The organism is Aeromonas sp. S16(2024), from assembly GCF_041403065.1.
Taxonomy (GTDB): domain Bacteria; phylum Pseudomonadota; class Gammaproteobacteria; order Enterobacterales; family Aeromonadaceae; genus Aeromonas.
Window position 1 is genome coordinate 91896 of record NZ_JBGLQX010000017.1, and the last position, 23482, is coordinate 115377.

Annotated in this window: 26 protein-coding genes; 18 read left to right on the plus strand and 8 right to left on the minus strand. The window is 61.9% G+C overall.

From position 1 onward, the window contains the following. Positions 1 to 12: 12 nt before the first annotated feature. Positions 13 to 534, minus strand: coding sequence for a GspH/FimT family pseudopilin (locus ACB030_RS13985; protein WP_371160549.1), 522 nt, complete (start codon positions 532 to 534; stop codon positions 13 to 15). 138 nt (positions 535 to 672) lie between these two features. Between ACB030_RS13985 and ACB030_RS13990 the strand changes: the two genes are divergently transcribed. From ACB030_RS13990 to luxS, 4 genes are all read left to right on the plus strand, one after another. After that, entirely contained in the window at positions 673 to 2295 is a 1623-nt protein-coding gene (locus tag ACB030_RS13990) for an NAD+ synthase (RefSeq protein ID WP_371160551.1), read from the plus strand. Between the two features lie 9 nt (positions 2296 to 2304). Next, positions 2305 to 2643 (plus strand): nitrogen regulatory protein P-II, encoded by a 339-nt coding sequence (gene glnB / locus ACB030_RS13995; protein ID WP_025325723.1) that lies wholly within the window; start codon positions 2305 to 2307, stop codon positions 2641 to 2643. 61 nt (positions 2644 to 2704) lie between these two features. Continuing rightward, on the plus strand, positions 2705 to 3298 hold the full coding sequence (locus tag ACB030_RS14000; protein ID WP_163149504.1) for a transglycosylase SLT domain-containing protein: 594 nt from the start codon (positions 2705 to 2707) through the stop codon (positions 3296 to 3298). 17 nt (positions 3299 to 3315) lie between these two features. After that, the gene (gene luxS, locus ACB030_RS14005) at positions 3316 to 3825 is read left to right on the plus strand and encodes an S-ribosylhomocysteine lyase (RefSeq protein ID WP_017782209.1); all 510 of its coding nucleotides are present in this window, start codon (positions 3316 to 3318) and stop codon (positions 3823 to 3825) included. 61 nt (positions 3826 to 3886) lie between these two features. Here luxS and ACB030_RS14010 read toward each other — a convergent pair whose 3' ends face one another. Next, positions 3887 to 4909, minus strand: a complete 1023-nt coding sequence (locus ACB030_RS14010; protein ID WP_371160554.1) for a GGDEF domain-containing protein — start codon at positions 4907 to 4909, stop codon at positions 3887 to 3889. Between the two features lie 133 nt (positions 4910 to 5042). Between ACB030_RS14010 and rnr the strand changes: the two genes are divergently transcribed. From rnr to ACB030_RS14035, 5 genes are all read left to right on the plus strand, one after another. Further along, positions 5043 to 7436 carry a ribonuclease R gene (gene rnr, locus ACB030_RS14015; RefSeq protein WP_205643144.1) on the plus strand — a complete coding sequence of 798 codons (2394 nt, stop codon included), beginning with the start codon at positions 5043 to 5045 and terminating at the stop codon, positions 7434 to 7436. Then, positions 7433 to 8182 (plus strand): 23S rRNA (guanosine(2251)-2'-O)-methyltransferase RlmB, encoded by a 750-nt coding sequence (gene rlmB / locus ACB030_RS14020; RefSeq protein ID WP_371160557.1) that lies wholly within the window; start codon positions 7433 to 7435, stop codon positions 8180 to 8182. Before rnr ends, rlmB begins: the two co-directional genes overlap by 4 nt. Before the next feature lie 9 nt (positions 8183 to 8191). Continuing rightward, positions 8192 to 8758, plus strand: coding sequence for a Crp/Fnr family transcriptional regulator (locus ACB030_RS14025; protein WP_371160559.1), 567 nt, complete (start codon positions 8192 to 8194; stop codon positions 8756 to 8758). Between the two features lie 56 nt (positions 8759 to 8814). Further along, positions 8815 to 9267 (plus strand): GNAT family N-acetyltransferase, encoded by a 453-nt coding sequence (locus tag ACB030_RS14030; protein ID WP_371160561.1) that lies wholly within the window; start codon positions 8815 to 8817, stop codon positions 9265 to 9267. Between the two features lie 97 nt (positions 9268 to 9364). Next, complete coding sequence (locus tag ACB030_RS14035) at positions 9365 to 10201, plus strand: EamA family transporter (RefSeq protein ID WP_371160563.1); 837 nt, start codon at positions 9365 to 9367, stop codon at positions 10199 to 10201. A 26-nt stretch (positions 10202 to 10227) separates the two neighbouring features. On the opposite strand, the gene ACB030_RS14040 is transcribed toward ACB030_RS14035, so the two are convergent. Continuing rightward, positions 10228 to 11076, minus strand: a complete 849-nt coding sequence (locus ACB030_RS14040; RefSeq protein WP_371160565.1) for a hypothetical protein — start codon at positions 11074 to 11076, stop codon at positions 10228 to 10230. 113 nt (positions 11077 to 11189) lie between these two features. Then, complete coding sequence (locus tag ACB030_RS14045) at positions 11190 to 12413, minus strand: Nramp family divalent metal transporter (RefSeq protein WP_371160567.1); 1224 nt, start codon at positions 12411 to 12413, stop codon at positions 11190 to 11192. Between the two features lie 236 nt (positions 12414 to 12649). Between ACB030_RS14045 and rpsF the strand changes: the two genes are divergently transcribed. The 4 genes from rpsF (at position 12650) to ACB030_RS14065 (ending at position 14651) form a co-directional block, all read left to right on the plus strand. Further along, positions 12650 to 13036 carry a 30S ribosomal protein S6 gene (rpsF, locus tag ACB030_RS14050; RefSeq protein WP_005331771.1) on the plus strand — a complete coding sequence of 129 codons (387 nt, stop codon included), beginning with the start codon at positions 12650 to 12652 and terminating at the stop codon, positions 13034 to 13036. Positions 13037 to 13068: 32 nt separating this feature from the next. After that, a complete protein-coding gene (rpsR, locus tag ACB030_RS14055) occupies positions 13069 to 13299 on the plus strand; it encodes a 30S ribosomal protein S18 (RefSeq protein ID WP_005313392.1) in 231 nt (76 codons plus the stop codon). A 49-nt stretch (positions 13300 to 13348) separates the two neighbouring features. Further along, positions 13349 to 13795, plus strand: coding sequence for a 50S ribosomal protein L9 (gene rplI, locus ACB030_RS14060; RefSeq protein ID WP_005331773.1), 447 nt, complete (start codon positions 13349 to 13351; stop codon positions 13793 to 13795). Between the two features lie 112 nt (positions 13796 to 13907). Further along, positions 13908 to 14651, plus strand: coding sequence for a ferredoxin--NADP reductase (locus ACB030_RS14065; RefSeq protein ID WP_371160570.1), 744 nt, complete (start codon positions 13908 to 13910; stop codon positions 14649 to 14651). Between the two features lie 17 nt (positions 14652 to 14668). Here the strand turns inward: ACB030_RS14065 and ACB030_RS14070 are convergent, their stop codons facing one another. The 3 genes from ACB030_RS14070 to ACB030_RS14080 form a co-directional block, all read right to left on the minus strand. Further along, positions 14669 to 14857, minus strand: coding sequence for a hypothetical protein (locus tag ACB030_RS14070; protein ID WP_371160572.1), 189 nt, complete (start codon positions 14855 to 14857; stop codon positions 14669 to 14671). Positions 14858 to 15141: 284 nt separating this feature from the next. Next, the gene (locus ACB030_RS14075) at positions 15142 to 15522 is read right to left on the minus strand and encodes a hypothetical protein (protein WP_371160574.1); all 381 of its coding nucleotides are present in this window, start codon (positions 15520 to 15522) and stop codon (positions 15142 to 15144) included. Between the two features lie 25 nt (positions 15523 to 15547). Continuing rightward, entirely contained in the window at positions 15548 to 15838 is a 291-nt protein-coding gene (locus ACB030_RS14080; protein WP_371160576.1) for a hypothetical protein, read from the minus strand. Between the two features lie 246 nt (positions 15839 to 16084). On the opposite strand from ACB030_RS14080, the gene ACB030_RS14085 reads away from it, so the two are divergent. Further along, complete coding sequence (locus ACB030_RS14085) at positions 16085 to 17083, plus strand: Preprotein translocase subunit SecY (RefSeq protein WP_371160578.1); 999 nt, start codon at positions 16085 to 16087, stop codon at positions 17081 to 17083. A gap of 45 nt (positions 17084 to 17128) precedes the next feature. On the opposite strand, the gene ACB030_RS14090 is transcribed toward ACB030_RS14085, so the two are convergent. Continuing rightward, positions 17129 to 17296 (minus strand): hypothetical protein, encoded by a 168-nt coding sequence (locus tag ACB030_RS14090; RefSeq protein ID WP_371160596.1) that lies wholly within the window; start codon positions 17294 to 17296, stop codon positions 17129 to 17131. Positions 17297 to 17352: 56 nt separating this feature from the next. Here ACB030_RS14090 and ACB030_RS14095 point away from each other — a divergent pair, with 56 nt between their 5' ends. The 4 genes from ACB030_RS14095 to gshA are packed head-to-tail and all read left to right on the plus strand — an operon-like array spanning position 17353 to position 23264. Next, positions 17353 to 18330 (plus strand): NADP-dependent oxidoreductase, encoded by a 978-nt coding sequence (locus ACB030_RS14095; RefSeq protein ID WP_371160580.1) that lies wholly within the window; start codon positions 17353 to 17355, stop codon positions 18328 to 18330. Further along, positions 18327 to 18764 (plus strand): YqaA family protein, encoded by a 438-nt coding sequence (locus ACB030_RS14100; protein WP_371160582.1) that lies wholly within the window; start codon positions 18327 to 18329, stop codon positions 18762 to 18764. Before ACB030_RS14095 ends, ACB030_RS14100 begins: the two co-directional genes overlap by 4 nt. Before the next feature lie 27 nt (positions 18765 to 18791). Then, positions 18792 to 21605, plus strand: a complete 2814-nt coding sequence (locus ACB030_RS14105) for a M16 family metallopeptidase (protein ID WP_371160584.1) — start codon at positions 18792 to 18794, stop codon at positions 21603 to 21605. Between the two features lie 60 nt (positions 21606 to 21665). Continuing rightward, a complete protein-coding gene (gshA, locus tag ACB030_RS14110) occupies positions 21666 to 23264 on the plus strand; it encodes a glutamate--cysteine ligase (protein WP_371160586.1) in 1599 nt (532 codons plus the stop codon). Positions 23265 to 23482 lie beyond the last annotated feature (218 nt).

Below are 23482 nucleotides of genomic sequence, written 5' to 3' on the forward strand. Positions count from 1 at the left end.
GAGCCGACATTCTCAGGGGCAGACGTCGTCGGCCTGAGTGGACTGACTGGATCGTCCCGAAGGGGCAATGACCAGATTGACTTGGGCATTGCCTGGACTGCAGAGATTCAGAGTCGTGTTGGTCATTAGGCTAGTGCCATCTGGGCTGAACACAGTGGAAAGCCTACTAGGGTCTGAGCTTTGGTTGGCTGCAGTGAAGTTTGAAGGAAAGGTATGACTTCTTGCCAGGAGCAATTCACCGTTGTTCAAAATGTTATTGTCGTTGTCGTCGATGAACACCAGGAATTGGGTCGGGTTGGCAGTGACGCAGTTGTCGCTGGCATTGGCCAGGCAGGCGGTGACTGATTGCTGGTTGTCGATGGCTTGGCTGCGGGCAAAACGCAGGTATTTCAGAAGAGTGCGTGATTCAAATCGCAAGCTGTTCTCACTGAGCAGGCTCGACATGGCCGGAGCCCCAATCCCGAGCAAGATGATCCCAAGACTGACCGCTATCATCAGTTCCAGCAGAGTGAATCCTTTCACATCCTTGATCATGGCAAATATCTCCTTCGATTAGTTACATCTTATCTACAGACAGCCAGAACACCAGCGCAAAGCCCAAGTGTTGAGCTGGCACAGCCAGCCCCTTTTCTTTATCATTCCCCATCATTTTCGAATTCAAGATGCATCGCCATGGCAAAAGCCCTCTCTCTGATGCTTGCCCAGTTAAATCTGACGGTAGGCGCCATCGAAGATAACTGTGACAAGGTGCTGGCTGCCGCCGCAGAGGCCGACCAGCAAGGAGCCGACCTGCTGGTCTGCTCCGAGCTGGCGCTGACCGGCTACCCGCCTGAGGATCTGCTGCTGCGCAGCGATCTGATGATACGGGTGGAGGCTGCTTTGGCTCGTGTCGCGGCCTGGCAGGGTCGTTGCGCCATTCTGGTGGGTCACCCCTGGCGTGAAGGAGAAGCGCTCTACAATGCAGCCTCTCTCTATGAGCAGGGCAAGCTCATTGCCCGTTACTTCAAGCAGGATCTGCCCAACTACGGGGTGTTTGACGAGAAGCGTTACTTCACCGCAGGCACCGATACCCGCGTGGTGTCGTTCCGTGGCCACCAGTTGGGGCTGCTCATCTGTGAAGATCTCTGGCAGCCGGGCCCGGCACTCGCGGCAAAGGCGGCCGGTGCCGAGCTGCTGCTCACCATCAATGCCTCCCCTTACGATCAGGAGAAGCCCTGGATCCGCCGCGAGCTGATGGCCGAGCGTTGCGAGCAGACCGGTTTGCCGCTGGTTTACCTCAATCAGGTCTGTGGTCAGGATGAACTGATCTTCGATGGTTGCTCCAAGGTGTTCAACGGTCAGAGCGAGCTGACTCACAAGCTGGCTCCCTTTGCCGAAGAGCTTGCTCTGGTGCGCTTTGTCGACGGTCAGCCGTTGAAAGAGCGGGAACCCGCAGCGCCACTGGCGCCCCTTGCCGAGACCTATCAGGCGCTGGTGCTGGCGGTGCATGACTACATCACCAAGAACGGCTTCCAGGGTGCAGTGCTGGGCCTCTCCGGCGGCATCGACTCCGCCCTGACGCTCGCCATCGCGGCCGATGCCATAGGTGCGGACAAGGTGCAGGCGGTGATGATGCCGTTCCGCTACACAGCACAGATGAGCGTGGAAGATGCCAAGGAACAGGCCGAGCGGATGGGGGTCGAGTTCAACATCATCTCCATCGAGCCCATGTTCGAAGGTTTCATGACCCAGCTGGCGCCGCTGTTTGAAGGGACGGCCCGCGATACCACCGAAGAGAACCTGCAGGCCCGCTGCCGCGGCGTGCTCTTGATGGCTCTCTCCAACAAGCGTCGCCGTATCGTACTGACCACCGGCAACAAGAGCGAGATGGCAGTCGGCTATGCCACCCTGTATGGTGACATGGCGGGCGGCTTTGACGTGCTCAAGGACGTGCCCAAGACGCTGGTCTTCAAGCTGTGCGAATATCGCAACTCGGTCGACTACGTGATCCCGCAGCGGGTCATCGATCGTCCCCCTTCGGCAGAGCTGGCACCGGATCAGGTGGATCAGGACAGCCTGCCTCCCTACGACATTCTGGACGCCATCCTCAAGCGCTATGTGGAAGAAGACGCCTCGGTCGCCGACATGGTGGCGGAGGGCTTCGAAGAAGCCGTGGTGCGCAAGGTGATCCGTCTGGTGGATCTCAACGAGTACAAGCGCCGTCAGGCCGCCGTCGGGCCCCGCATCACGGCTCGCAACTTTGGTAAGGATCGCCGCTACCCCATTACGTCCGGGTTCGGTAAACAGAACTGGTAAGGAGTCACCATGAAGAAGATTGAAGCCATCATCAAACCGTTCAAGCTGGACGATGTGCGCGAAGCCCTGGCCGAGATCGGCATCAACGGCATGACGGTATCCGAAGTCAAAGGCTTCGGACGCCAGAAGGGCCATACCGAGCTCTACCGTGGTGCCGAGTACATGGTCGACTTCCTGCCCAAGGTGAAAGTAGAGCTGGTGGTACAGGACGAAGAGCTAGACGCCTGTCTGGAAGCGATCCAGAACACCGCCCGCACCGGCAAGATAGGTGACGGCAAGATCTTCGTCTGCGAGGTGGAGCGCGTGATCCGTATCCGTACCGGCGAAGAGAACGAAGACGCGATTTGATGTGATGGATGTGCCTCGAAACGACCAAGAGCACGAAGATGCAAGCCCCTTGATGTCGGGGATGCGTCTCGTGGTGGCGGCAGGCCTGCTGATGGCGCTGACTGCTTGCAGCTCCCGGCCACCGGCCCAGCCGGAAAACCTGTGCCAGATCTTTCGGGAAAAGCCGGAGTGGCACAAGGCGGCACTCAAGATGAACGAGAAGTGGGGGACCCCGGTGCATGTGGTGATGGCCATGATGTATCAGGAGTCCTCCTTCGTGCATGACGCCCAGCCGCCGATGCAATACTTCCTCTTCATCCCGACCGGGCGCGCCAGCTCTGCCTATGGCTACGCCCAGGTCAAGGATGAGACTTGGGACGATTACCAGCGTGAGACAGGCAACGGCTGGAGCGATCGCGACGACTTCGCCGACGCCATCGATTTCATGGGCTGGTACACTAACAAGGCGCAGCGGCTCAATGGCACCTCCAAGTGGGATGCCTATGGCCAGTATCTCAACTATCACGAAGGCTGGGGTGGCTACCGGCGTGGCAGCTACCGCAGCAAGGGGTGGCTGATGAAGGTCTCCCGCAAGGTGGAGGCCCGTGCCCAACGCTACGGCGCCCAGTATCGACAATGCAAGGATCGGCTCCCCAGCGGGGGCTGGTTCTCGTAACCAATCAGGAGTCAGAAATGCCGTTATTGGACAGTTTTACCGTCGACCATACCCGCATGGCCGCCCCGGCAGTCCGGGTGGCGAAGACCATGCAGACCCCGAACAAGGACACCATTACCGTGTTCGATCTGCGCTTCTGCGTGCCGAACCAGGAGATCCTCTCCGAGCGCGGCATCCACACGCTGGAGCACCTCTTTGCCGGTTTCATGCGTGATCACCTGAACGGCAATGGGGTCGAAATCATCGACATCTCCCCCATGGGTTGCCGTACCGGCTTCTACATGAGCCTGATCGGCGCCCCGGACGAGGCCCGCGTGGGCGCAGCCTGGCAGGCGGCCATGAGCGATGTGCTGACCGTGCAGGAGCAGGGCAAGATCCCCGAGCTGAACGAATACCAGTGCGGTACCTACAGCATGCACTCCCTGGAAGAGGCCCATGCTATCGCCCGCCACGTGCTGGAGCGCGGCATCGGCGTCAACCACAACGATGAGCTGGCGCTGCCGGAAGAGAAGCTGAAAAGCCTCTGAGCCAACAGCGGAAAAATGAAGAAGGCCGGTCAGTGACCGGCCTTTTTGTTGTCTGGGGGATTCAGGACGGCAAGGGCATGACCCGGTTGCGACCCAGCTCCTTGGCCTTGTAGAGCAGCTTGTCGGTGCGCTCTATCAGGGCGTCCGCCGTCTCCTGGCCATTGTATTCCCCCACACCGAAGGAGGCGGTGATGTGATCGATGCGTCGGCCCGATTTGCGATCCAGCAGCGACATCCGCTCTATGACCCGGCGCAGGCTCTCCGCCATCTGGCGGGTCAGCGCCAGAGCCCGGCCCGGCACCAGCAGGGCAAACTCCTCCCCCCCGAGCCGATAGGCGGTGATCCCTTCCTTGCTGACTTCCCGCAGCCGCTTGCCGACGATGCGCAGCACCTGATCCCCCAGCAGGTGGCCATACTCGTCGTTGAAATTCTTGAAACGATCGATGTCGGTCATGATCAACGAGAAGGGCTGCTTGCTGCGGATCAGGCTGTCCATCTCCTGATCGAAGGCGCGGCGGTTGAGCAGGGAAGTGAGCGCGTCCTCGATGGCCATCTTGCGCGTCTCGTTCAGTGCAGCCTTGAGCTCTTTTATCTCCTTCTCGGCGCTGCTGAGCTGGTTGCGAAAGTGCAGGGTGGACATGCGCACATCCCGCGACTCGCGCACCAGCTCCCGCAAGATGGCCATGGTGTCGTCCAGGCTCAGCCCCTCGTCATCGATGAGGCTCAACTTGTCGAAGCTCTTGTCGAGCATCGCCTGGAACTGGCCGGTGTCGACCAGCGCATCCTGCATGGAGTGGCCGAGCTCGTTGGCCATGGCGACCAGATTGAGCTTCATCGTCTCCATCTGCTGTTCGTCCTGGCTGGCCAGATGCTGGTGATAGAGACGCTCACAGGTGGTGAGGGAGAAGGTACCCTGCAGTTTTATGGCGTGATCGACGGCATTGTTCAGCTCGGGCATGGCGCCGGAGACGTAGTTGTACCAAAGGTGGTAATTGTTCGGGGTGGTGGGGATTTGATACTTGATCATCAGGGGGACAGCCTGTTTCAAATAGGCGGCCGATTGGGCGAACGAGTCCTTGCTCATGAGTTCCGAGTCTCACATACCTGCAAACTGTGCCCAGTATGACAGAGAGATTGGGCAAAAGGCAGCCGATGGATGCCATTAGCTCCCCCCTTCGATATAATGTCTGCGTTACTACCTACCCTAAGGCCTGCTTATGTCTCAAAAAGATCCTTTCCTCCAACGCGAGGCCGAAAAATACGATAACCCCATCGCCAGCCGCGAGATGCTGCTGGAACTCATCAAGGGCCATGAAAAACCCATGTCCCGGGAAGAGTTGGCCAAGGTCCTCAAGCTGACCGACGAAGAGCCGTTGGAAGCCTTGCGCCGTCGTCTGCGCGCCATGGAGCGTGATGGGCAGCTCGTGTTCACTCGCAACCAATGTTATGCCCTGCCGGATCGCCTGAATCTGGTGAAAGGCTATGTGCTCGGCCACAAAGATGGATTCGGTTTTCTGCGCCCCGAGGGTGGTGGATCGGATCTCTTCCTGAACAACCGCGAGATGCAGCGGCTGATGCATGGCGACTACGTGCTGGTGCAGCCCACCGAGATCGACCGCAAGGGGCGTCAGGAAGCGCGTCTGGTGCGCCTGCTCAAGGCCCGCGAGGCTGACATCGTCGGCCGTTACTTCGTCGAGAACGGCGTTGGCTTCGTGGTGCCGGATGACAGCCGCATCGGCCAGGACATCATCATCCCGGAAGGGGAGAACAAGGGTGCCCGCCAGAGCCAGGTGGTGGTCGTTCGCATCACCCAGCGCGCGACCTCCCGCATCAATGCGGTCGGCACAGTGCTGGACGTGCTGGGCGAGAACATGGCACCGGGCATGGAAATTGAAATTGCCCTGCGCACCCACGGCATCCCGCACACCTGGCCGGAAGAGGTGACCAAGGAGGTCGCAGGTCTCGGTGAACAGGTGCCGGAGAAGGCCAAAGAGGGTCGCATCGATCTGCGCGCCCTGCCACTGGTCACCATAGACGGGGAAGATGCCCGCGACTTCGATGACGCCGTCTTCTGCGAAGCCAAACGCGGTGGCGGCTGGCGCCTGTGGGTAGCCATCGCGGACGTCTCCGCCTATGTGAAGCCCGGTACTGCGCTGGATGCCGAAGCCTATCAGCGCGGCAACTCGGTCTATTTCCCCGAGTTCGTGGTGCCCATGCTGCCGGAGGTGCTCTCCAACGGTTTGTGCTCCCTGAACCCGCAGGTTGACCGCCTCTGCATGGTGTGCGAGATGACCATCTCCGCCGCCGGCCGCATGTCCGGTTACAAGTTCTACGAAGCGGTGATGAATTCCCACGCCCGCATGACCTACAGCAAGGTGGCGGGGATCCTGGATGGCGAGCCCAAGCTGCGTCAGCAGTACGAGCCGCTGGTGGGTCACATCGAGGAGCTCAACAACCTCTACAAGGCGCTCAAGCACGCCCGTCACCAGCGTGGCGCGGTGGAGTTCGAGAGCGAAGAGACCCGCTTCATCTTCAACGCCCAGCGCAAGATCGACCAGATAGTGCCGCTGGTGCGCAACGATGCCCACAAGATCATCGAAGAGTGCATGATCCAGGCGAACGTGGCCGCGGCCCGTTACATCGAGAAGAACGAAGCCTCTGCCCTGTTCCGGGTGCACGACCGCCCGGGCGAAGAGCGTCTGACCGGTTTCCGTGACTTCCTGGCCGAACTGGGCCTGGAGCTCAAGGGGGGTCTCGAACCCGAGCCGAAGGATTTCGCCGAGCTGGCCGCCAAGTTTGAAGGGCGCCCGGATGCGGAGCTGCTCTCCACCATGCTGCTGCGCTCCATGCGTCAGGCGGTCTACCAGGCCGACAACATAGGTCACTTCGGTCTGGCGCTGAAGTCCTACGCCCACTTCACCTCGCCGATCCGTCGTTACCCCGACCTCATCCTGCACCGCGCCATCAAGTACCAGACTGCCAAGGAGCAGCAGGGCAACCTGCGCCACAAGTGGACGCCGAGCGGTGGTTACCACTACCAGCTGGAAGAAGTGGATCCCATGGGCGAGCACTGCTCCATGACCGAGCGCCGTGCCGACGATGCGACCCGCGACGTGGCCGACTGGCTCAAGTGCGAGTACATGCTGGATCACGTGGGTGACGACTTCGACGGCGTCATCGCCAGCGTTACCGGCTTTGGCTTCTTCGTTCGCCTGGCGGATATCCACATCGACGGTCTGGTACACGTCAGCACCCTCACCAACGACTACTACCAGTTTGATCCCCTGCACATGCAGCTGATCGGCGAGAACTTCCGCCGTCGCTACCGTCTGGGTGACAAGGTGCGCGTCAAGGTGATGGGGGTGAACCTGGACGATCGCAAGATCGACTTCGTGATGGTGGAAGAGCCGCTCCAGGCCACCGGCAAGAACGCCAAGGAGATGGCGCGCAAGCAGGCCGAGATCAAGAAAGAGAAGGCCAAGAGCGCCCAGCGCCACGAAAAACGCAAAGAAGGCAAGGAGAGCGGCAAGTCCGACAAGGGTGGCCGTGCCAAGCCCAGCAACAGACGACCGAGCAAAAACGCTCGCGACAAGGCCAAGAGCACTAAATGAGTACAGAACTGATCTACGGCATTCACGCTGTATCCGCGCTGCTTGAGCGCACCCCGGAGCGTTTCATCGAGGTATGGGCCCTCAAGGGCCGCGATGACGACCGGCTGCAACCCTTGCTGACCGAGCTGGAATCCCTCGGCATCAAGGTGCAGAGCGTGAACCGCAAGACGCTCGATGACAAAGCGGAGGGCAACAATCACCAGGGCATCATGGCCAAGGTGATCGAAGCGCCCAAGCTGGCCGAGCACGACCTGGCCAGTCTGCTGGACGGCCTGGTGGTGCAAGAGACAGCCCCCTTCCTGCTGGTGCTGGACGGGGTGACAGATCCGCACAACCTCGGCGCCTGCCTGCGTAGTGCCGATGCGGCAGGGGTCCATGCGGTGATAGTGCCGCGTGACAAGGCCAGCGGCCTGACTTCGGTGGTGCGCAAGGTTGCCTGTGGCGCCGCCGAAGTGGTGCCGCTTATCCAGGTCACCAATCTGGCCCGCAGTCTGCGGGAGTTGAAGGATCGCGGTGTCTGGATCGTCGGTACTGCCGGTGAAGCCGATCACGATGTCTATCAGGCCAAGCTGACCGGTCCCATGGCGCTGGTCATGGGTGCCGAAGGCAAGGGGATGCGCCGCCTGACTCGCGAACACTGCGACGAACTGGTCAGCATTCCGATGGCGGGGGCTGTATCCAGTCTCAACGTCTCGGTGGCGACCGGTGTCTGTCTGTTCGAAGCCGTGCGTCAGCGTCGCGCTTAAGGGAACGGGATGGACAGACCCCCGTTCAGTCGGGATCAGGTCACAAATGAGCAGGAGGCCGCGCGCCTCCTCTCTTTTGCCCGGCCTTTGACCCTGAGCCCTCGTACCTGCCTCTGGCATGCCGGTGACAAGCCCGACCTGCTGGTCAAGGTGGAGCAGGGGCTGCTGCGCGCCAAGGTGGTGCTGGCGGATGGCCGCGAGTACATCAAGGAGTTCTATTGGGAGGGGGACGAGTTTATCGACTTCCACCATCTGCTCAGTGGTGAGCCCGCCCGCTACAGTGTGGAGGCGCTGGAGTCATGCCGACTGCAACTCTTCAACCTGAGGGATTTGCGTCAGCTCCCTTGCTGGTCCGCCTGGTATCACCATTTGCTGGCGGTGCAGTTGCGTATCAAGGAAGAGAAAGAGTTGCTGCTGTTGACCGAGAGCCCCCAGGCCCGTTATCAACACTTCCTGCAATGTTTTCCCGAGCTGGATGCCAGGGTGCCGGATCACCAGATCGCCGCCTATCTCGGCATCAGCCCCATCAGCCTGAGCCGCATTCGCAAACGGCTTAACAGTCTTAACAAAGGTTAATGCCGCCCTGGCTGCGCTCGCCTATGCTGGCAGACCGAATTGATAAGGAGTCGCCGATGAACTGGATCCTGAAACCCTGGTCTGCACTGACCAGGGACGAGTTGTATGAGTTGCTGGCATTGCGGGCCGAGGTGTTCGTGGTGGAGCAGAGCTGCCCCTTCCAGGATCTGGACGGGGTGGATCGCCGGGACGGTGTGCTGCACCTGCTCGGTTATGAAGGCGATCATCTGGCCGCCTATGCCCGCATCATGGCCCCCGGCATCGGCGACGACAGTGGCGCCGCCATAGGCCGGGTGGTCACCTCCCCCCAGTCGAGAGGGGGCGGTCTGGGCCACAGCTTGCTCGATGAGGCGGTGACCGCCTGCACGGCCCGCTGGCCGGCGCACAGCATCTGGCTCGGTGCCCAGGCTCACCTGCAGGGCTTCTACGGCCAGCACGGCTTCGCGCCGGAAGGGGAGGGCTATATCGAAGACGACATCCCCCACATGGGGATGCGCAAAGCCCCCTGAGTCGATGGCAAGTCCAGGGAGCCTTCATGAGCTGGCTCCCACATTGCTGCGACGCAAACGGGTATGATCTCGTCCCCTTGTTGATTGGAACCCCGTCGTGACTCTCCCCATCTTCGCGGCCATCTTGCTGGCCGCCTTGCTGCACGCCCTGTGGAATGCGCTGGCCAAGCGCCAGGCCGAGGGGCGTGTCAGCGTGTTGCTGGTCTCCCTCTGCTCCGGCCTCTTCTCCCTGCCTTTCCTGCCGCTGGTGGGGTGGCCTGCCTCGGTCGAGTATCCCTGGTTGGCACTCTCCATCCTGTTGCACTGCGGATATTGCCTCTTTCTCGGCCGGGCCTACCGTTTGGGGGAGTTTGGCCAGATCTATCCGTTGGCCCGTGGCAGCGCGCCCCTGGTGACCCTGTTGCTCGGCGCCCTGCTGCTGGGGGAGGTGCCCGGTGTCGTGGCTGTGGCGGGGGCCATGGTGCTGGTGGGCGGAGTCTTGCTGATGGCCTGGCGCGGCGGTATCCGGCTGGCGCCTGCGGCCCTGTGCGCCGTGCTGATCACGGCGCTGTTTACCGCCGCCTATACCCTGTCTGACGGGGTCGGGGCCCGCTCGGCGGGGGAGCCGATACGCTATACCCTCTGGCTCTTTACCCTGACGGCCCTGCTGATGCCGCTGCTGATGAGATGGCAGAGCCGCACCGCCTTGCGCAGCCTGACCCGGGCCGAGTGGTATTCGGGCGCCCTGGGCGGCGCCCTCTCGCTGCTTGCCTATGGGATCGTCATCTGGGCCATGACCCGGGCCCCCATCGGGCTGGTGGCGGCGCTGCGCGAGAGTAGCGTGCTGTTTGCCGTGCTGCTCTCCTGGCTCTGGCTGGGGGAGCGGCTGGGGCGAGTCAGGTTGATGGCGGCCTTGGTGATCCTCTGCGGCATATTGTTGATCCGGCTTGGCTGATGGGGTGAAGCCGGATCGTCGTCGACTCAGGGGGTGACGTCGGAGAGCAGGCTGAACCCCTCCTCTGCGGGGACGAGCCGCACCCTGACCTGACCCAGCTCCGCCAGAGTGCCGGCATGGGTACCGCCGCAAGGGATGGTCAGCTCTTGCCCTTCCAGGGTGCAGTGCCAGTAACGAGAGTCGATGATGGCCTCGCCAGCCCGCGAGCGGCGGATCTCGCCCCCCGCAGCCAGCCAGTCGGCGAGTTGCCGGTTGACCTTTTCTTCTATCAGCGCCAAATCCGCCAGCAGGGCCTCGCCGTTGACCCCCTTCTTGCGCAGGCTCTTGCCGATGCGGTATTGCTCCCGGGAGCCCATGGGCTCGACGCGCGAGCTCTGGATGGCGAGGCGGTCGAAGTCGGGCTGATCCAGCGCGTCGCGCTCGCTCACCTCCTTGCGCCAGTAAGGAACGAGCGCCCGGTTAAGGGCCAGCGCCACCAGATGGCAGCCGCTGTGGCCCAGACTCAGGGCGTGGCGGGCCTCGGCGTCCACCCTCAGTTCCAGCTGAGTGCCGATGGCAAGCTGATGGGAGCCGGCGAGGGGATGCACCACCACGAAGGCCCAGCCCTCGGCGCCCCGCTTGACCGGAATATCCTGATCCACGAACAGCCTTCCTTCCGGGCTGATGGCCCCCATCCGGCAGGGGCCCACGGCCGCCTCGCCACCATCCCAGCGCACAGTGCCCACATCCCCCGGTTGATCGGGCCAGAGGTGGCTCTGGGGATGGAAGGGGGTGAGGTCGGTGACCAGCAGGCTGGGTTGCCCCTGCTCGCAATAGACGACGCTAGCTTGTTCCTGATGATGGCCCAGCACGAAGCTGACTCGGGTATGTTCCATGGCAAGGCTCCCGCAACGAGAAAAAGAGAAGAGAAAGCGGCAGCATACGCCAAAGCGGGGACCGGCTCATTAACCTCTGTTAACGAGCCGGCCCCAAGATGGCGGAGTGAGCACTAGATCATGGTGACCAGCAGATAGGCGTTGAGGCCGATCACCAGGGCGACTATGAGACGACCGACTGCCTGGGTCAGAGGATGGTTGCGATGCTCCCCCATCAGGGTGCGATCGCCGGTCAGGATCAGCAGCGGAATCAGTGCCAGCGCTATGCCAAAGCTCAGAATGACCTGGCTCAGCACCAGGATCTCGGTGGTGTTGAGCCCCATGGCGATCACCACGAAGGCGGGGGCCATGGTGATGGCCCGGCGCAGCCAGAGCGGTATGGTGAAGCGCACGAAGCCCTGCATCACCACCTGGCCTGCCAGGGTCCCGACCACTGTGGAGGAGATGCCGGATGCGACTAGGGAGAGGCCGAACAGGGTGGCGGCAGCCTGACCCAGCAAGGGAGTGAGCGTCTGGTAGGCCGTTTCCAGCTCCGCCACCTGCAGGTGGCCCGAGTCGTGGAAGGCTGCGGCGGCCATGGCCATCATGGCCAGGTTGACGAAGCCGGCTATGGTCATGGCGATGGCCACATCGACCCGGGTGCTGTGCAGCCGCTGGGAAAGGGTTCCCTGATCCTGGGTGTGCTGGGTCAGCGCCGAGTGGAGGTAGATGACGTGGGGCATGACTGTCGCCCCCAGCACGCCGGCGGCGAGATAGACGGCATCGCCGTTGGGCAGGCCGGGAAAGAGGGCGCCTTCCAGCAGGCTGGGCAGATGGGGACGGGAGAATACCAGCTCGACTATGTAGGCGGCGGCCACGAACAGCAGCAGACCGCCCACCACGAACTCCAGCGGCTTCTGGCCGCGGGATTGCAGCATGAGAATGCCCCAGGTGACCACGGCCGTGATGCAGGCCCCTTCCAGCAGGGTCACCCCGAACAGCAGCTTGAAGCCCACGGCCGCACCGATGAACTCGGCGAGATCCGTAGCCATGGCGATGATCTCCGCCTGCACCCAGTAGGCCCAGACTGCCGGTTTCGGCAGGCGATCGCGAATGTGCTCCGCCAGATTCTTGCCGGTGACTATGCCGAGCTTGGCGGAGAGGGTCTGCACCACCATGGCCATCAGGTTGGCCCAGACCACCACCCACAGCAGTTGATAACCAAAGGTGGAGCCGGCCTGGATGTTGGTGGCGAAGTTGCCCGGATCTATGTAGCCGATGGCGGCGATGAAGGCGGGGCCAAGCAGGCTCAGCTTGAATTTGCGGGCCGGGATGGCCGTGGTCAATGCGGGTTGCATGGTGTCACCCTCCATAAGAGCATGGAGATAGAATAGATCTAAATGATAATTATTATCAATTGAAGTTTTGCATCAGGCTCATCGACAAAAACATCTGCCGACGCCAGTTGCAGTGGGAGAGGCGATTTCGTACAATACGCCGCCCTAGAAAGCAGCGTCTAAACACCACTATGTTCCTTGCCTCCGAGGTCTGGCTGCACCTGGGCGGAGGCTGAATTAATCCGTAAGGAGCTAAAATGCGTCATTACGAAATCGTCTTCATGGTTCATCCGGACCAGAGCGAGCAAGTACCTGGCATGATCGAGCGTTACACCGGCGCTATCACCACCGCTGGTGGCACCATTCATCGCCTGGAAGATTGGGGCCGTCGTCAACTGGCTTACCCGATCGACAAGCTGCACAAGGCTCACTATGTTCTGATGAACGTAGAAGCTGAGCAGGCCGTTATCGACGAACTGGAAACCAACTTCCGCTTCAACGATGCCGTTATCCGCAACATGATCATGCGCACCAAGCACGCCGTGACTGAAGTTTCTCCGATGGCCAAGGCCAAGGAAGAGCGCTTCACCCGTCGTGACGACGAGCGCCGCGAAGATGCTGTTGAAGCGTCTTCCGAAGAGTAATTCTTAGATCACCGCATTAGAGGATAAAGGCCATGGCACGTTATTTCCGTCGTCGTAAGTTCTGCCGCTTCACCGCCGAGAACGTTACCGAGATCGACTACAAAGATATCGTTACTCTGAAAAACTACGTCACTGAATCTGGCAAGATCGTACCGAGCCGTATCACCGGTACCCGCGCCAAGTATCAGCGTCAGCTGGCACGCGCCATCAAGCGTGCTCGTTACCTGGCTCTGCTGCCGTACACCGATCTGCACAACAAGTAAGAATCGGTCCGGCACTTAAGCCTAACTCAACTTTTATAGAGGAAAGGTAATGCAAGTTATCCTGCTCGACAAAATCGCCAAACTGGGCGGTCTGGGTGATCAAGTCGCTGTTAAAGCTGGCTACGCCCGTAACTATCTGATCCCGCAAGGCAAAGCCGTTATGGCTACCAAGGCCAACATCGAGACCTTCGATGCTCGCCGTGCTGAACTGGAAGCCAAGCTGGCTGCCGGTAAAGCTGCCGCTGAAGAGCGCGCTGCCAAGCTGGGTGAACTGGCTGCCGTTGTCATCGCCTCCAAGTCTGGCGACGAAGGCAAGCTGTTCGGTTCCATCGGTACCCGTGACGTGGCTGAAGCCATCACTGCTGCCGGCGTCGCCGTTGCCAAGAGCGAAGTCCGTATGGGCAACGTTCTGCGTAACACCGGCGAGTACGAAGTTGTTGTTCAGCTGCACGCTGACGTCAAGGCAACCGTACAGATCCAGGTTGTTGCTCTGTAATAGCGATTCGCTTTGCAGAAAAAACCCGCGCACATGCGCGGGTTTTTTTCTTTTTGAATCAAAGGGGATCCAGGGGTAAAGTGAGGTTCTGTTCCTCTGTAGGAGAACCTGTATGGCAGCCTGGGTCGAAGGTCGGGTACTCGAGCGCATCGAGTGGACGCCCACCCTGTTTTCCCTGCGCATAGCGGCGGAGCTCGCCCCCTACAAGGCGGGGCAATTTACCAAGCTGGCCCTGCAACGGGGCGAGCAGCGGATCCAGCGCGCCTATTCCTTCGTCAATCCCCCCTCTGCCCCCTATCACGAATTCTATCTGGTGGAGATCCCGGATGGCGAACTGACTCCCTCTCTCGGTGCCTTGCAACCGGGGGATACCTTGCTGGTTCAGTCCCAAGCCACGGGGTTCCTGACCCTGGACGAACTCCCGCCAGGACGGGATCTCTGGCTGCTCTCCACCGGCACGGCCATAGGCCCCTTCCTCGCCATGCTGGCGGAGGGGGAGGCCTTCGAGCGTTTCGAGAATCTGGTGCTGGTGCACGGGGTGCGCAAGGGGGAGGAGCTCACCTATCAGGGCCTGATCACCAGCCTGGTCGAGCAGTATGGGCCCCGTTTTCACTACGTGCCCTTCGTCAGCCGCGAGCCCTGGCCCGGTGCGCTGGCAGGCCGGATCCCGGCGGCCATCGCCAGCGGCGAGCTGCAGGCCAGGGTCGGGCTCCCCTTCTCGGCCGAGCACAGCCAGGTCATGATCTGCGGCAATCCCGCCATGGTGAAGGAGACGCAGCAAACCCTGCTGGATCTCGGTCTTGCCAAGAACCTGCGCCGGGCCCCCGGCAACATCAGCATGGAAAACTACTGGTAGACGCCAGCAGGGGATGGTCAGCGATCACCTTCGTGCTTGCCAGAGCCCTCGGCGCAGGCGCTGTCGCCCGGTGGCGACCGTCTGACGCCCTGTGCTTCCTGGTGGGCACCGGGATCCTGGGCGGCGCCGCGTCGGGCAAGAGGGGCTTCAAAAGCTGCGCCGCTGTTCAATAGCCGGGCGAGCAGATGGGAGACGGTGTTGCGCATGATGGCCTCGATGACGGCTGGAGGAGAGGCAGTCTATCGTCGCCAGCCTTAACCGGGGCGGAACGGCACCTTGGCATCATTGCGTGGATCTGGTGAGAAATGAGCGGCGAACGTTTGTGAAATGGCCTGGTTCATGCTTTTTTGCCAAGGGTATCAAGGTGTTCCATTGAGCCTTGGCTGGCAGGATGGCAGTCGCCTGTTTCCGGTGCTCGTGAGCCGAGCGTAGAATATGGCGGTCACTGCCTGCACCAGGACCCCATTGAGGGGCCGGGACCCCCGAACCATCACTTGTTGTTACCTTTCCCGCTTCCCTTATCCTTGTGTTTCCCGTTGCCGTGACTGTCCCAGCCGCTCTTGTCGTGGCCCTTGCCCGGGTTGTTGCCGCTGTGGATGCTGCGGTTGTAGTGGTCGCGATACTTGCCATCCATGTCGTCGCAGTTGAGCTTGATGCGGCTGCTGCGGGTGCTGACATCCAGGCAGTTGTCCTGCCACCAGCCATACTCCTTGTCGTCCCAATCCAGGCTGACCTGGCCCCGATCGGTGGAGATCCTGACGTCGTCGTTGCTCTTGGAGGGAGGGGCCGCAAAGGCGACGCCCTGAGCCATCAGCAGGGCGCACAACAGGGCGCACCTGTGCATGATGGCACTGCGCTTGAAGTGGGTCATATCAGAGAGGCTCCTGGGTGACGGGTCACTCTTCCTGGCTGGTCGGGACCTGGTTGCTGCTGGGGGGCTGGTTGCGAGGCGTCTCATCATCCAGGTTGAGCTTAGTGCCCTTGCAATCGGGCGAGCTCTCCTCACCGACCCCCAGATCGAGACAGCCGGTCTGTGACCAGTCAAATTGGGTGTCATTCCAGTCCAGTTTGAAGGTGAGCTCGTCAACGGAGAAAGTTTGATTCCCCTGCTCCTGGGCCTGGACCGATGAGGTTGAGGTGCCGGCAACCAGAAGAAGGGAGAGCAGCAGCGTAGTCGTTCTGTTCATGATGGCCTCGGATAATGGCAATAGGGAGTCAGTGTAGCGCGCCGGGCTGAACCCGGGCACAACGAAACGCCCTCTTCAAGTCTGAGGTCGATTGTAGCGGTTTTCTGCTGCCGATTTGTCCGTTTTGGTCGCACTATGGACAGCTGGTTATCCATATGAAGGAATTCAGGTATTTGCCCTTCTCTCCGACCGCCCGGTGACTATAATCGGCAGCCAACTTTTCCTGCACGGCACTCCCTCTCCATCATGACCACACAGGCTCCCGCCGCATTGCGCTATCCCAAGGGCTGGTTCGCACTGACCACGGTGTACAGTTTTACCGGGTTGGCCATTCTGGCCTCCATCGTCTTCTCCCTGCTGCTGTTTCTCTCCATCGACGACAACCCGCTGATGAAGTGGCTGTTTGGCGGCCTGGCCATCATCTTCGAGCTGGGCAAGTTCTATGTCTGGTACGAATACGGCGAGTGCAAGGCGCGCCGCGATCTCGGCGGTGCCTTCTGGTCGCTGCTGTTTTACAGCGTGCTGGCCGCCATCTCCATCGGTGGCAGCATAGGCGGCATCAACAGCGCCACCAATACCATCCTGAGCCAGCAGGCCCGCCACGAGCGGGAGATAGCCCGTTTCGACGAACAGATCGCCAGCATAGAGCGGCAGATCCAGCTCAACGAGGAGGCGGCGCGCAAGTACATAGAGATGGCGCGGATCTCCAGCGGGGTCAGCGGATTGCAGCAGGCCAACACCCGGCTCAGGTTGAAGCAGGATGAGCTGCGCCAGGAGCGCGACGCCAAGCCGGTCAGCGAGCAATCCTCCATGCTGGGGCTGATGAGCAGCCTGGCGGACGGGGTGGGCATGAGCATCAGCCAGGTGCAGTTCCTGCTGGTCTGCTTCCTGTCCGTATTGCTGGATGCGTTCGGTGCCTTTTTCGTCAGCCTGATCGGCGAGGAGAACCGCTTCCGCCGTCAATGGCAGTGGCTGCGGGCGCGAGAGCAGGCCGAGGCGCGCCAGATCGAATCAGCCGCCACCGTGCCCATGGTGGTGAGCAGACCCGAGCCCGCACCGGCCGTGGTGGCCCAGGTGCGCAGCGCGCTGGAGAGCGGCGAGCTCAAGTGCAGCAAGCGCAAGGTGGCAGAGGCCCTCTCCCTCTCGCTGGAAGAGGTAGACAGAGTATTCCACCATCTGATGGCCGAGGGGGTGCTGGGGCAGGGCAGCAACCGCCACTACCACCTCAGTGCGCAGGCGGGTTGAGATCCGGGCCACCACAGGGTGGCCTTTTTGTTGCCGCAGGCGGCGTCAGTGGGTGAGCACCATCATCAGGCTGAAGAAGGCGGCAAGCCCCCCACCTAGGCCGATGATCCAGTAAAACCCCTTGGCCCCCTGCTTGAGCGGGATGCGGAAGTAGAGCAGAAACGCCCACCACCCCAGGGCCAGCAACAGAGGAATAAGAAACATTCGAGCCATGGTGTCCTCGCTGTTATTCTGTTGACCCTTGATCAATCAACAGGATGGATTGTGCAATGACGCAGCTACAGATTACCGCATTCGGCGACCCCTCGGTACTTCGGCTCAACCCCTCCCTCGACAAGGTGCCTGCGGAAGGAGAAGTGCGGGTACGCATCTGCTTTGCGGGGGTCAACCCCATAGATGCCAAGACCCGGGCCGGCCTTGGCTGGGCGGCGGCCCAGAACAAGGAAAAGCTGCCCTGGACCCCGGGCTATGACGTCTCCGGCGTGGTGGAGAAGGTCGGCCCCAATGTTACCACCCTGGTGGAAGGGGATGCGGTGTGCGGCATGGTGGGCTTTCCCCTGTCGGCCGGTGGCTATGCGGAGTCTGTGGTGGCGCGCGAGGACGAGCTGGTCAGGCTCGACGGGGTCAGCCTCAAGCAGGGGGCTGCGCTGCCCCTGGCGGGCCTCACCGCCTGGCAGGGGCTGTTCGAGCACGGTGCCCTCCAGAGCGGTCAGCGGGTGTTGATCCTGGCCGGTGCCGGTGGCGTGGGCCATCTGGCGGTGCAGTTTGCCGCCGCCTACGGGGCCCAGGTGGTGGTCACGGCCGGGCCTGACAACCACAGCTTCCTGCACGGGCTCGGGGCCAGCCAGATGGTGGATTACCACGACGCCGACTGGCCAGCACGGGTGGTGGCGGCCGGCGGCCCGGTGGATCTGGTGCTGGATCTGGTGGGGGGCGAGAGCGGCAAGGCGGCGCTGGCCTGCGTCAAGGCGGGCGGTCGCCTGGTGACTGTGCCCACCATCACGGCCCAGCTGATCAAGGATGCTGGTGCAGCGGCGGGTATAGAGGTGCTCGGCATGCTGGTCCACCCCGATCAAAAACAGCTGACCCAGGTGCTGATGCTGCTGCGTCAGGGGGATGTGCATATCACCATCTCCGGCGAGTACCCATTGGGGGAAGGGGCGCTGGCCCATGGCGCCATCGAGGGCGGCCATGTGCGGGGCAAGCTGCTGCTGCGCATGCCTGGCGCCGACGGCCAGCCCGGATGAACGACATTGCCGAGATGGGGCTGGGCTGGCTGTTTCTGAGCGCCTTCACCTCGGCCACCCTGCTGCCCGGCAGCTCGGAAGTGCTGCTGGGGGCCATGGCCACCCGTGGAGAGTGGAGCATGGCCAGCCTGCTGCTCTGGGCGACGCTGGGCAATACCCTGGGCTCCATGACCACCTGGTGGCTCGGCCGACTCGCCACATCGAAGAAAAAACCGGAAGATTTTCAAGGCCGTGGGGAACAAAAGGCGCTCGCCTGGCTCAAACAACATGGTCACTGGTGCCTGCTGCTCGCCTGGACACCGGTGATCGGCGATGGCCTCTGCCTGCTGGCCGGTTGGCTTCGCTTCTCCTTCTGGCGCTCTCTCATCCTGATCGGGCTCGGCAAATTGTTTCGTTATGCCCTGGTGTTTCTGCTGGCCAGCCAGATCTTCTAGCCCATTTTCGTCACTCACGAGGTAACCGTGAACAAACTCATTCCATTAAGCATTCTCCTGGGGTTTTCCCTGCCCGCACTGGCAGCGCCCACCCTGGTGTCCGAGCAGGTCAAGCAGGAGGGCAAGCTCGGCATTCCCTATCAGATGTACAAGTTGGACAACGGCCTGACCGTGATCCTGGCGCCGGACAAGTCTGACCCCCTGGTGCACCTGGATGTCACCTATCACGTAGGGTCGTCGCGCGAGACGGTCGGCAAGTCGGGGTTCGCCCACTTCTTCGAGCACATGATGTTCCAGGGCTCCAAGCACGTTGGCGATCAGGAGCACATGCGGATCATCAACGAGGCCGGTGGCGAGATGAACGGCACCACCAACAAGGACAGGACCAACTATTTCGAGACGGTACCGGCCAACCAGCTGGAGAAGGTGCTCTGGCTGGAGGCGGATCGCATGGGCTTCCTGCTCGATGCGGTGAGCCAGAAGAAGTTCGAGATCCAGCGTGCCACCGTCAAGAACGAGCGGGCCCAGCGCATCGACAACCAGCCCTACGGCCTGCTGAGCGAGAAGGTGGGGGAGGCGCTCTATCCGCGCACCCATCCCTACTCCTGGCAGCCCATCGGCTATGTGGAGGATCTGGACAGGGTCGATGTGAACGACCTCAAGCAGTTCTTCCTGCGCTGGTATGGCCCGAACAACGCCACCCTCACCCTGGGGGGCGACTTCGACACCAAGCAGGCGCTGGCCTGGATTGAGCAGTACTTCGGCCCCATCCCCCGTGGCCCCGAGGTGGCCGAGCCGACGCCCCAGCCTGCGACCCTGCCCGAGACCCGCTATGTGACGCTGGAAGACAAGGTGCACCTGCCGCTGCTCTATATCAGCTACCCGACCGTGTCCCTTGGGGATCCGCAGGAGCCGGCGCTGGACATCTTTGCCGACGTGCTCGGCGGCTCCGCCAGCTCCATGCTCTATCAGTCCCTGGTCAAGACCGGCAAGGCCATCGAGGTGGGGGCGTCCCACTCCTGCGAGGAGCTGGCCTGTACCCTGGCGGTCTATGCCTATCCGAATCCGGCGGTGGATGGCAGCCTCAAGACCCTCAAGGGGGAAGTGGACAAGGTGATCGGCGAGTTTGCCGGTCGCGGCATCAAGCCCGAGGATCTGGAGAAGGCCATCAGCAGCTATCGCGCCTCGGCCATCTGGGGGCTGGACAGCGTGTCCGGCAAGGTGAGCCAGCTCGCCATGGGGCAGGTGCTGGCCCAGGATCCCAACTATGTGTTCAAGAACCTGGATGCCATAGGTCAGGTGAACGCCCAGCAGGTCAAGGCGGCCTACGACAAGTTCATCGCGAACAAGCCGGCCGTGGTGCTGAGCGTGGTGCCCAAGGGCAAGACCCAGTGGCAGGCGGCTACGCCCAACTTCACCCCGGCCAAGCGCGAGTTGCCGGATTACAGCCAGCATGGGGAGCCGCTGGCCCAGCAAACGGTCAAGGACAGCTTCGATCGCAGCGTGCAGCCCAGGACGGCGGAGGCGGTCAGCGTCAAGGTGCCGGCCATCTGGCACGGCAAGCTGGACAAGGGCATCGAGATCATCGGCACCCGGAGTGACGAGATCCCGGCCGTCTCCATCATGATTGCCCTGCCAGGCGGCATCCGGGCCGAGGGCAAGGGCGAGCTGGGGCTGGCCAGCCTCACCGCCGCCATGCTGGGGCAGGGGACGGCGCGCCTCTCCGAGGCCGAGCTCAGCGACGAGCTGCAAAAGCTCGGCGCCAGCATCAGCGTCTCGACCGCCCAGTACAACAACCTCATCACCATCAGCAGCCTGACCGACAAGCTGCCCCAGACGCTGGCACTGGTGCGCGAGGTGCTGCTGCAACCCGGCCTGCGGGAGGCGGACTTCGAGCGGCTCAAGGCGCAGATGCTGCAAGGCATGAAGCAGAGCGAGCAGCAGCCCGAGTGGCTGGCGGGGCAGGCGTTCCGTGAGCTGGTCTATGGCAAGCAGAACCGCCTCGGCCAGCCGACCGACGGGGTACCGAGCGACGTCGAGAAGCTGACCCTGGCGGACGTGAAGCGCTTCTATCACGCCTACTACAACCCGACCAATGCCAAGGTGGTGGTGACCGGGGATGTGACCCAGCAACAGGTCGAGCAGCAGCTTGGCTTCCTCACCCAGTGGCAGGGGCCTGTCCCGACTCTGGGGGATCTCAAGCTCAAGGGCGAGCAGGCCAAGCCGGGCATCTACCTGGTGGACAAGCCGGGGGCGCCCCAGTCGGTGATCCGCATCGGCCGCCGTGCCATGCCGTTTGACACCACCGGGGATTACTTCGTCGCCAACTTGATGAACTTCAACCTGGGGGGCAACTTCAACAGCCGCATCAACCTCAACCTGCGGGAAGACAAGGGCTACACCTATGGTGCCAGCTCGGGTTTCCAGGCGAACCGCGAGGCCGGCATCTTCGCCACCGGCGCCAACGTGCGCACCGATGCGACCGCGGATGCCATCCGCCAGTTCCTCAAGGAGATGGATGGCTACCGCGCGAGCGGGCCCACCCCGGTGGAGCTGGCCTACATGCGCAGCGCCGTCTCCCAGCAGGATGCCCTCTCCTACGAGACCCTCGGTCAGAAGGCGGGCTTCCTGCTGCAGATGATCATGTATGGGCTGAAGCCGGACTATGTGCAGGCCCAGAACCAGCTGATCAAAACGGTGTCGCCTGAGACGCTAAAAGCCAGTGCGGCACGCTGGCTCGATCCGGCCGAGATGGTGATTGTGGTGGTGGGGGACAAGCAAAAGCTTGAAAAACCCTTGAGCGAGCTTCATCTTCCCATCTATCCGCTGCAACTGCCCTGAGGGGCGTTGCAAAAAAATGAGCGCCGCCCCAGGTGGGGCGGCCATACATGAGCCGTGAATATGACTACTACTAGCTTGTCGCTCACCGAGTTGCTGACCGCGCTGGGCACCCCTGATCGGGTGGCCGCCCTCAAGGGGATCCGGCGCGGGATCGAACGTGAATGTCTGCGCATCACCCCAGAAGGGACCCTGGCCCAGACCGATCACCCCAGAGGCCTGGGGTCGGCCCTGACCCATGCCAACATCACCACCGACTACTCCGAGAGCCTGCTGGAGTTCATCACCCCGGCGACCGACTCCATCGAGAGCCTGATCGAGCAGCTTGGCGACATCCATCGCCACGCCATTCACCACCTGGGGGATGAGCGGATCTGGCCCCTCTCCATGCCCTGCTTCGTCGGTGACGAGGAGAGCATCCGCCTGGCCCAGTACGGCAGCTCCAACATAGGCCGGATGAAGACCCTCTATCGCCAGGGCTTGAAGAACCGTTACGGCAGCCTGATGCAGGTGATCGCCGGGGTGCACTTCAACTTCTCCATGCCGGACAGCTTCTGGTGCGAGTGGCAGGATCTGGTGGGCGAGGGGTGCTGCAGCCAGCGCTTCATCTCCGACAAGTACATGGGGCTGATCCGCAACGTCTACCGCTTCGGCTGGCTGGTGCCCTATCTGTTTGGCGCCTCCCCTGCCATCTGCGACTCCTTCCTCAAGGGGCGCAAGAGCAGCCTGCCGTTCCAGAAGATTGGCAAGGGGACCCTCTATCTGCCCTATGCCACCGCCCTGCGTCTGTCCGATCTCGGTTACACCAACAGCGCCCAGGCGGGGCTCAAGATCAGCCACGACAACCTGCCCGCTTACGTGAGCAGCCTGCGCCGCGCCATCAACACCCATGATCCCGAGTTTGCCAAGATAGGGGTCAAGGTGAACGGCGAGTACCGTCAGCTCAACGACAACGTGCTGCAGCTGGAGAACGAGCTGTACGCCCCGATCCGGCCCAAGCGCACCCCCCGCAGCGGCGAGAAGCCCTCGGATGCGTTGGAGCAGCGCGGCATCGAGTACATAGAGCTGCGCACCGTGGACGTCAATCCCTTCACACCCTTTGGCATAGAGGTGGATCAGATCCGCTTCTTCGATCTGTTCCTGGTCTGGTGCCTGCTGCGCCCGTCTCCCGTGCTGGGTGACGAGGAGATTGCCCGCAACCGTCGCAACCAGAACAAGGTGGTGCTGGAAGGGCGCCGCCCCGGTCTCGAGCTGGAAGACGAGCAGGGCAATGCCATCGGTCTCAAGGAGTACGGGCTCAAGCTGTTTGACGAGCTGGCCCAGGTAGCCGAGCTGCTGGATCGCTGCTGTGGTCGCAACCGCTACCGGGAGACGCTGGCCATGCACCGCGAGAAGCTGCTCAACCCCGAGCTGACCTACTCCGCCCGCCTGCTCAAGCAGTTGCTGGAAAGCGGCCAGGACAACGGCTGCTTCGGCGACGCCCTGGCGAGCCGCTACCGGGAAGAGATGCTGAGCGGTGAGCTGCAGTACTGGGATGAGGCCTACTTCGCCGGCGAGGCGCGGGACTCCCTGGCCAAGCAGCGGGAGCGGGAGCGCGGTGACAGCCTCTCCTTCGATGACTTCCTCGCCGACTATTTCGGTACCCGGCAGACCACCGCCTGAGGGTCCCATCACAGTGACGAGAGCCGCTCCCCGGAGCGGCTTTTTTCATGGGCGTTCAGGTCGCTTTTCATGGCGCCGGACATAAAAAAACGGCCCGAAAGGGCCGTTTCAGACTGATGACAAACCCCTGGACGCCGATCTCGGGGTTTGATCTAATTGCTGCATGGTCAATAAATGGACTGCACCATGCTCAGAGAACCCACACCCCAGCAACTTGA

Bases quoted from the DNA above. Each gene is read 5' to 3' on its own strand.
- ACB030_RS13985 (WP_371160549.1), bottom strand. From the start codon at position 534: ATGATCAAGGATGTGAAAGGATTCACTCTGCTGGAACTGATGATAGCG.
- ACB030_RS13990 (WP_371160551.1), top strand. From the start codon at position 673: ATGGCAAAAGCCCTCTCTCTGATGCTTGCCCAGTTAAATCTGACGGTA.
- glnB (WP_025325723.1), top strand. From the start codon at position 2,305: ATGAAGAAGATTGAAGCCATCATCAAACCGTTCAAGCTGGACGATGTG.
- ACB030_RS14000 (WP_163149504.1), top strand. From the start codon at position 2,705: ATGCGTCTCGTGGTGGCGGCAGGCCTGCTGATGGCGCTGACTGCTTGC.
- luxS (WP_017782209.1), top strand. From the start codon at position 3,316: ATGCCGTTATTGGACAGTTTTACCGTCGACCATACCCGCATGGCCGCC.
- ACB030_RS14010 (WP_371160554.1), bottom strand. From the start codon at position 4,909: ATGAGCAAGGACTCGTTCGCCCAATCGGCCGCCTATTTGAAACAGGCT.
- rnr (WP_205643144.1), top strand. From the start codon at position 5,043: ATGTCTCAAAAAGATCCTTTCCTCCAACGCGAGGCCGAAAAATACGAT.
- rlmB (WP_371160557.1), top strand. From the start codon at position 7,433: ATGAGTACAGAACTGATCTACGGCATTCACGCTGTATCCGCGCTGCTT.
- ACB030_RS14025 (WP_371160559.1), top strand. From the start codon at position 8,192: ATGGACAGACCCCCGTTCAGTCGGGATCAGGTCACAAATGAGCAGGAG.
- ACB030_RS14030 (WP_371160561.1), top strand. From the start codon at position 8,815: ATGAACTGGATCCTGAAACCCTGGTCTGCACTGACCAGGGACGAGTTG.
- ACB030_RS14040 (WP_371160565.1), bottom strand. From the start codon at position 11,076: ATGGAACATACCCGAGTCAGCTTCGTGCTGGGCCATCATCAGGAACAA.
- ACB030_RS14045 (WP_371160567.1), bottom strand. From the start codon at position 12,413: ATGCAACCCGCATTGACCACGGCCATCCCGGCCCGCAAATTCAAGCTG.
- rpsF (WP_005331771.1), top strand. From the start codon at position 12,650: ATGCGTCATTACGAAATCGTCTTCATGGTTCATCCGGACCAGAGCGAG.
- rpsR (WP_005313392.1), top strand. From the start codon at position 13,069: ATGGCACGTTATTTCCGTCGTCGTAAGTTCTGCCGCTTCACCGCCGAG.
- rplI (WP_005331773.1), top strand. From the start codon at position 13,349: ATGCAAGTTATCCTGCTCGACAAAATCGCCAAACTGGGCGGTCTGGGT.
- ACB030_RS14065 (WP_371160570.1), top strand. From the start codon at position 13,908: ATGGCAGCCTGGGTCGAAGGTCGGGTACTCGAGCGCATCGAGTGGACG.
- ACB030_RS14070 (WP_371160572.1), bottom strand. From the start codon at position 14,857: ATGCGCAACACCGTCTCCCATCTGCTCGCCCGGCTATTGAACAGCGGC.
- ACB030_RS14075 (WP_371160574.1), bottom strand. From the start codon at position 15,522: ATGACCCACTTCAAGCGCAGTGCCATCATGCACAGGTGCGCCCTGTTG.
- ACB030_RS14080 (WP_371160576.1), bottom strand. From the start codon at position 15,838: ATGAACAGAACGACTACGCTGCTGCTCTCCCTTCTTCTGGTTGCCGGC.
- ACB030_RS14085 (WP_371160578.1), top strand. From the start codon at position 16,085: ATGACCACACAGGCTCCCGCCGCATTGCGCTATCCCAAGGGCTGGTTC.
- ACB030_RS14090 (WP_371160596.1), bottom strand. From the start codon at position 17,296: ATGGCTCGAATGTTTCTTATTCCTCTGTTGCTGGCCCTGGGGTGGTGG.
- ACB030_RS14095 (WP_371160580.1), top strand. From the start codon at position 17,353: ATGACGCAGCTACAGATTACCGCATTCGGCGACCCCTCGGTACTTCGG.
- ACB030_RS14100 (WP_371160582.1), top strand. From the start codon at position 18,327: ATGAACGACATTGCCGAGATGGGGCTGGGCTGGCTGTTTCTGAGCGCC.
- gshA (WP_371160586.1), top strand. From the start codon at position 21,666: ATGACTACTACTAGCTTGTCGCTCACCGAGTTGCTGACCGCGCTGGGC.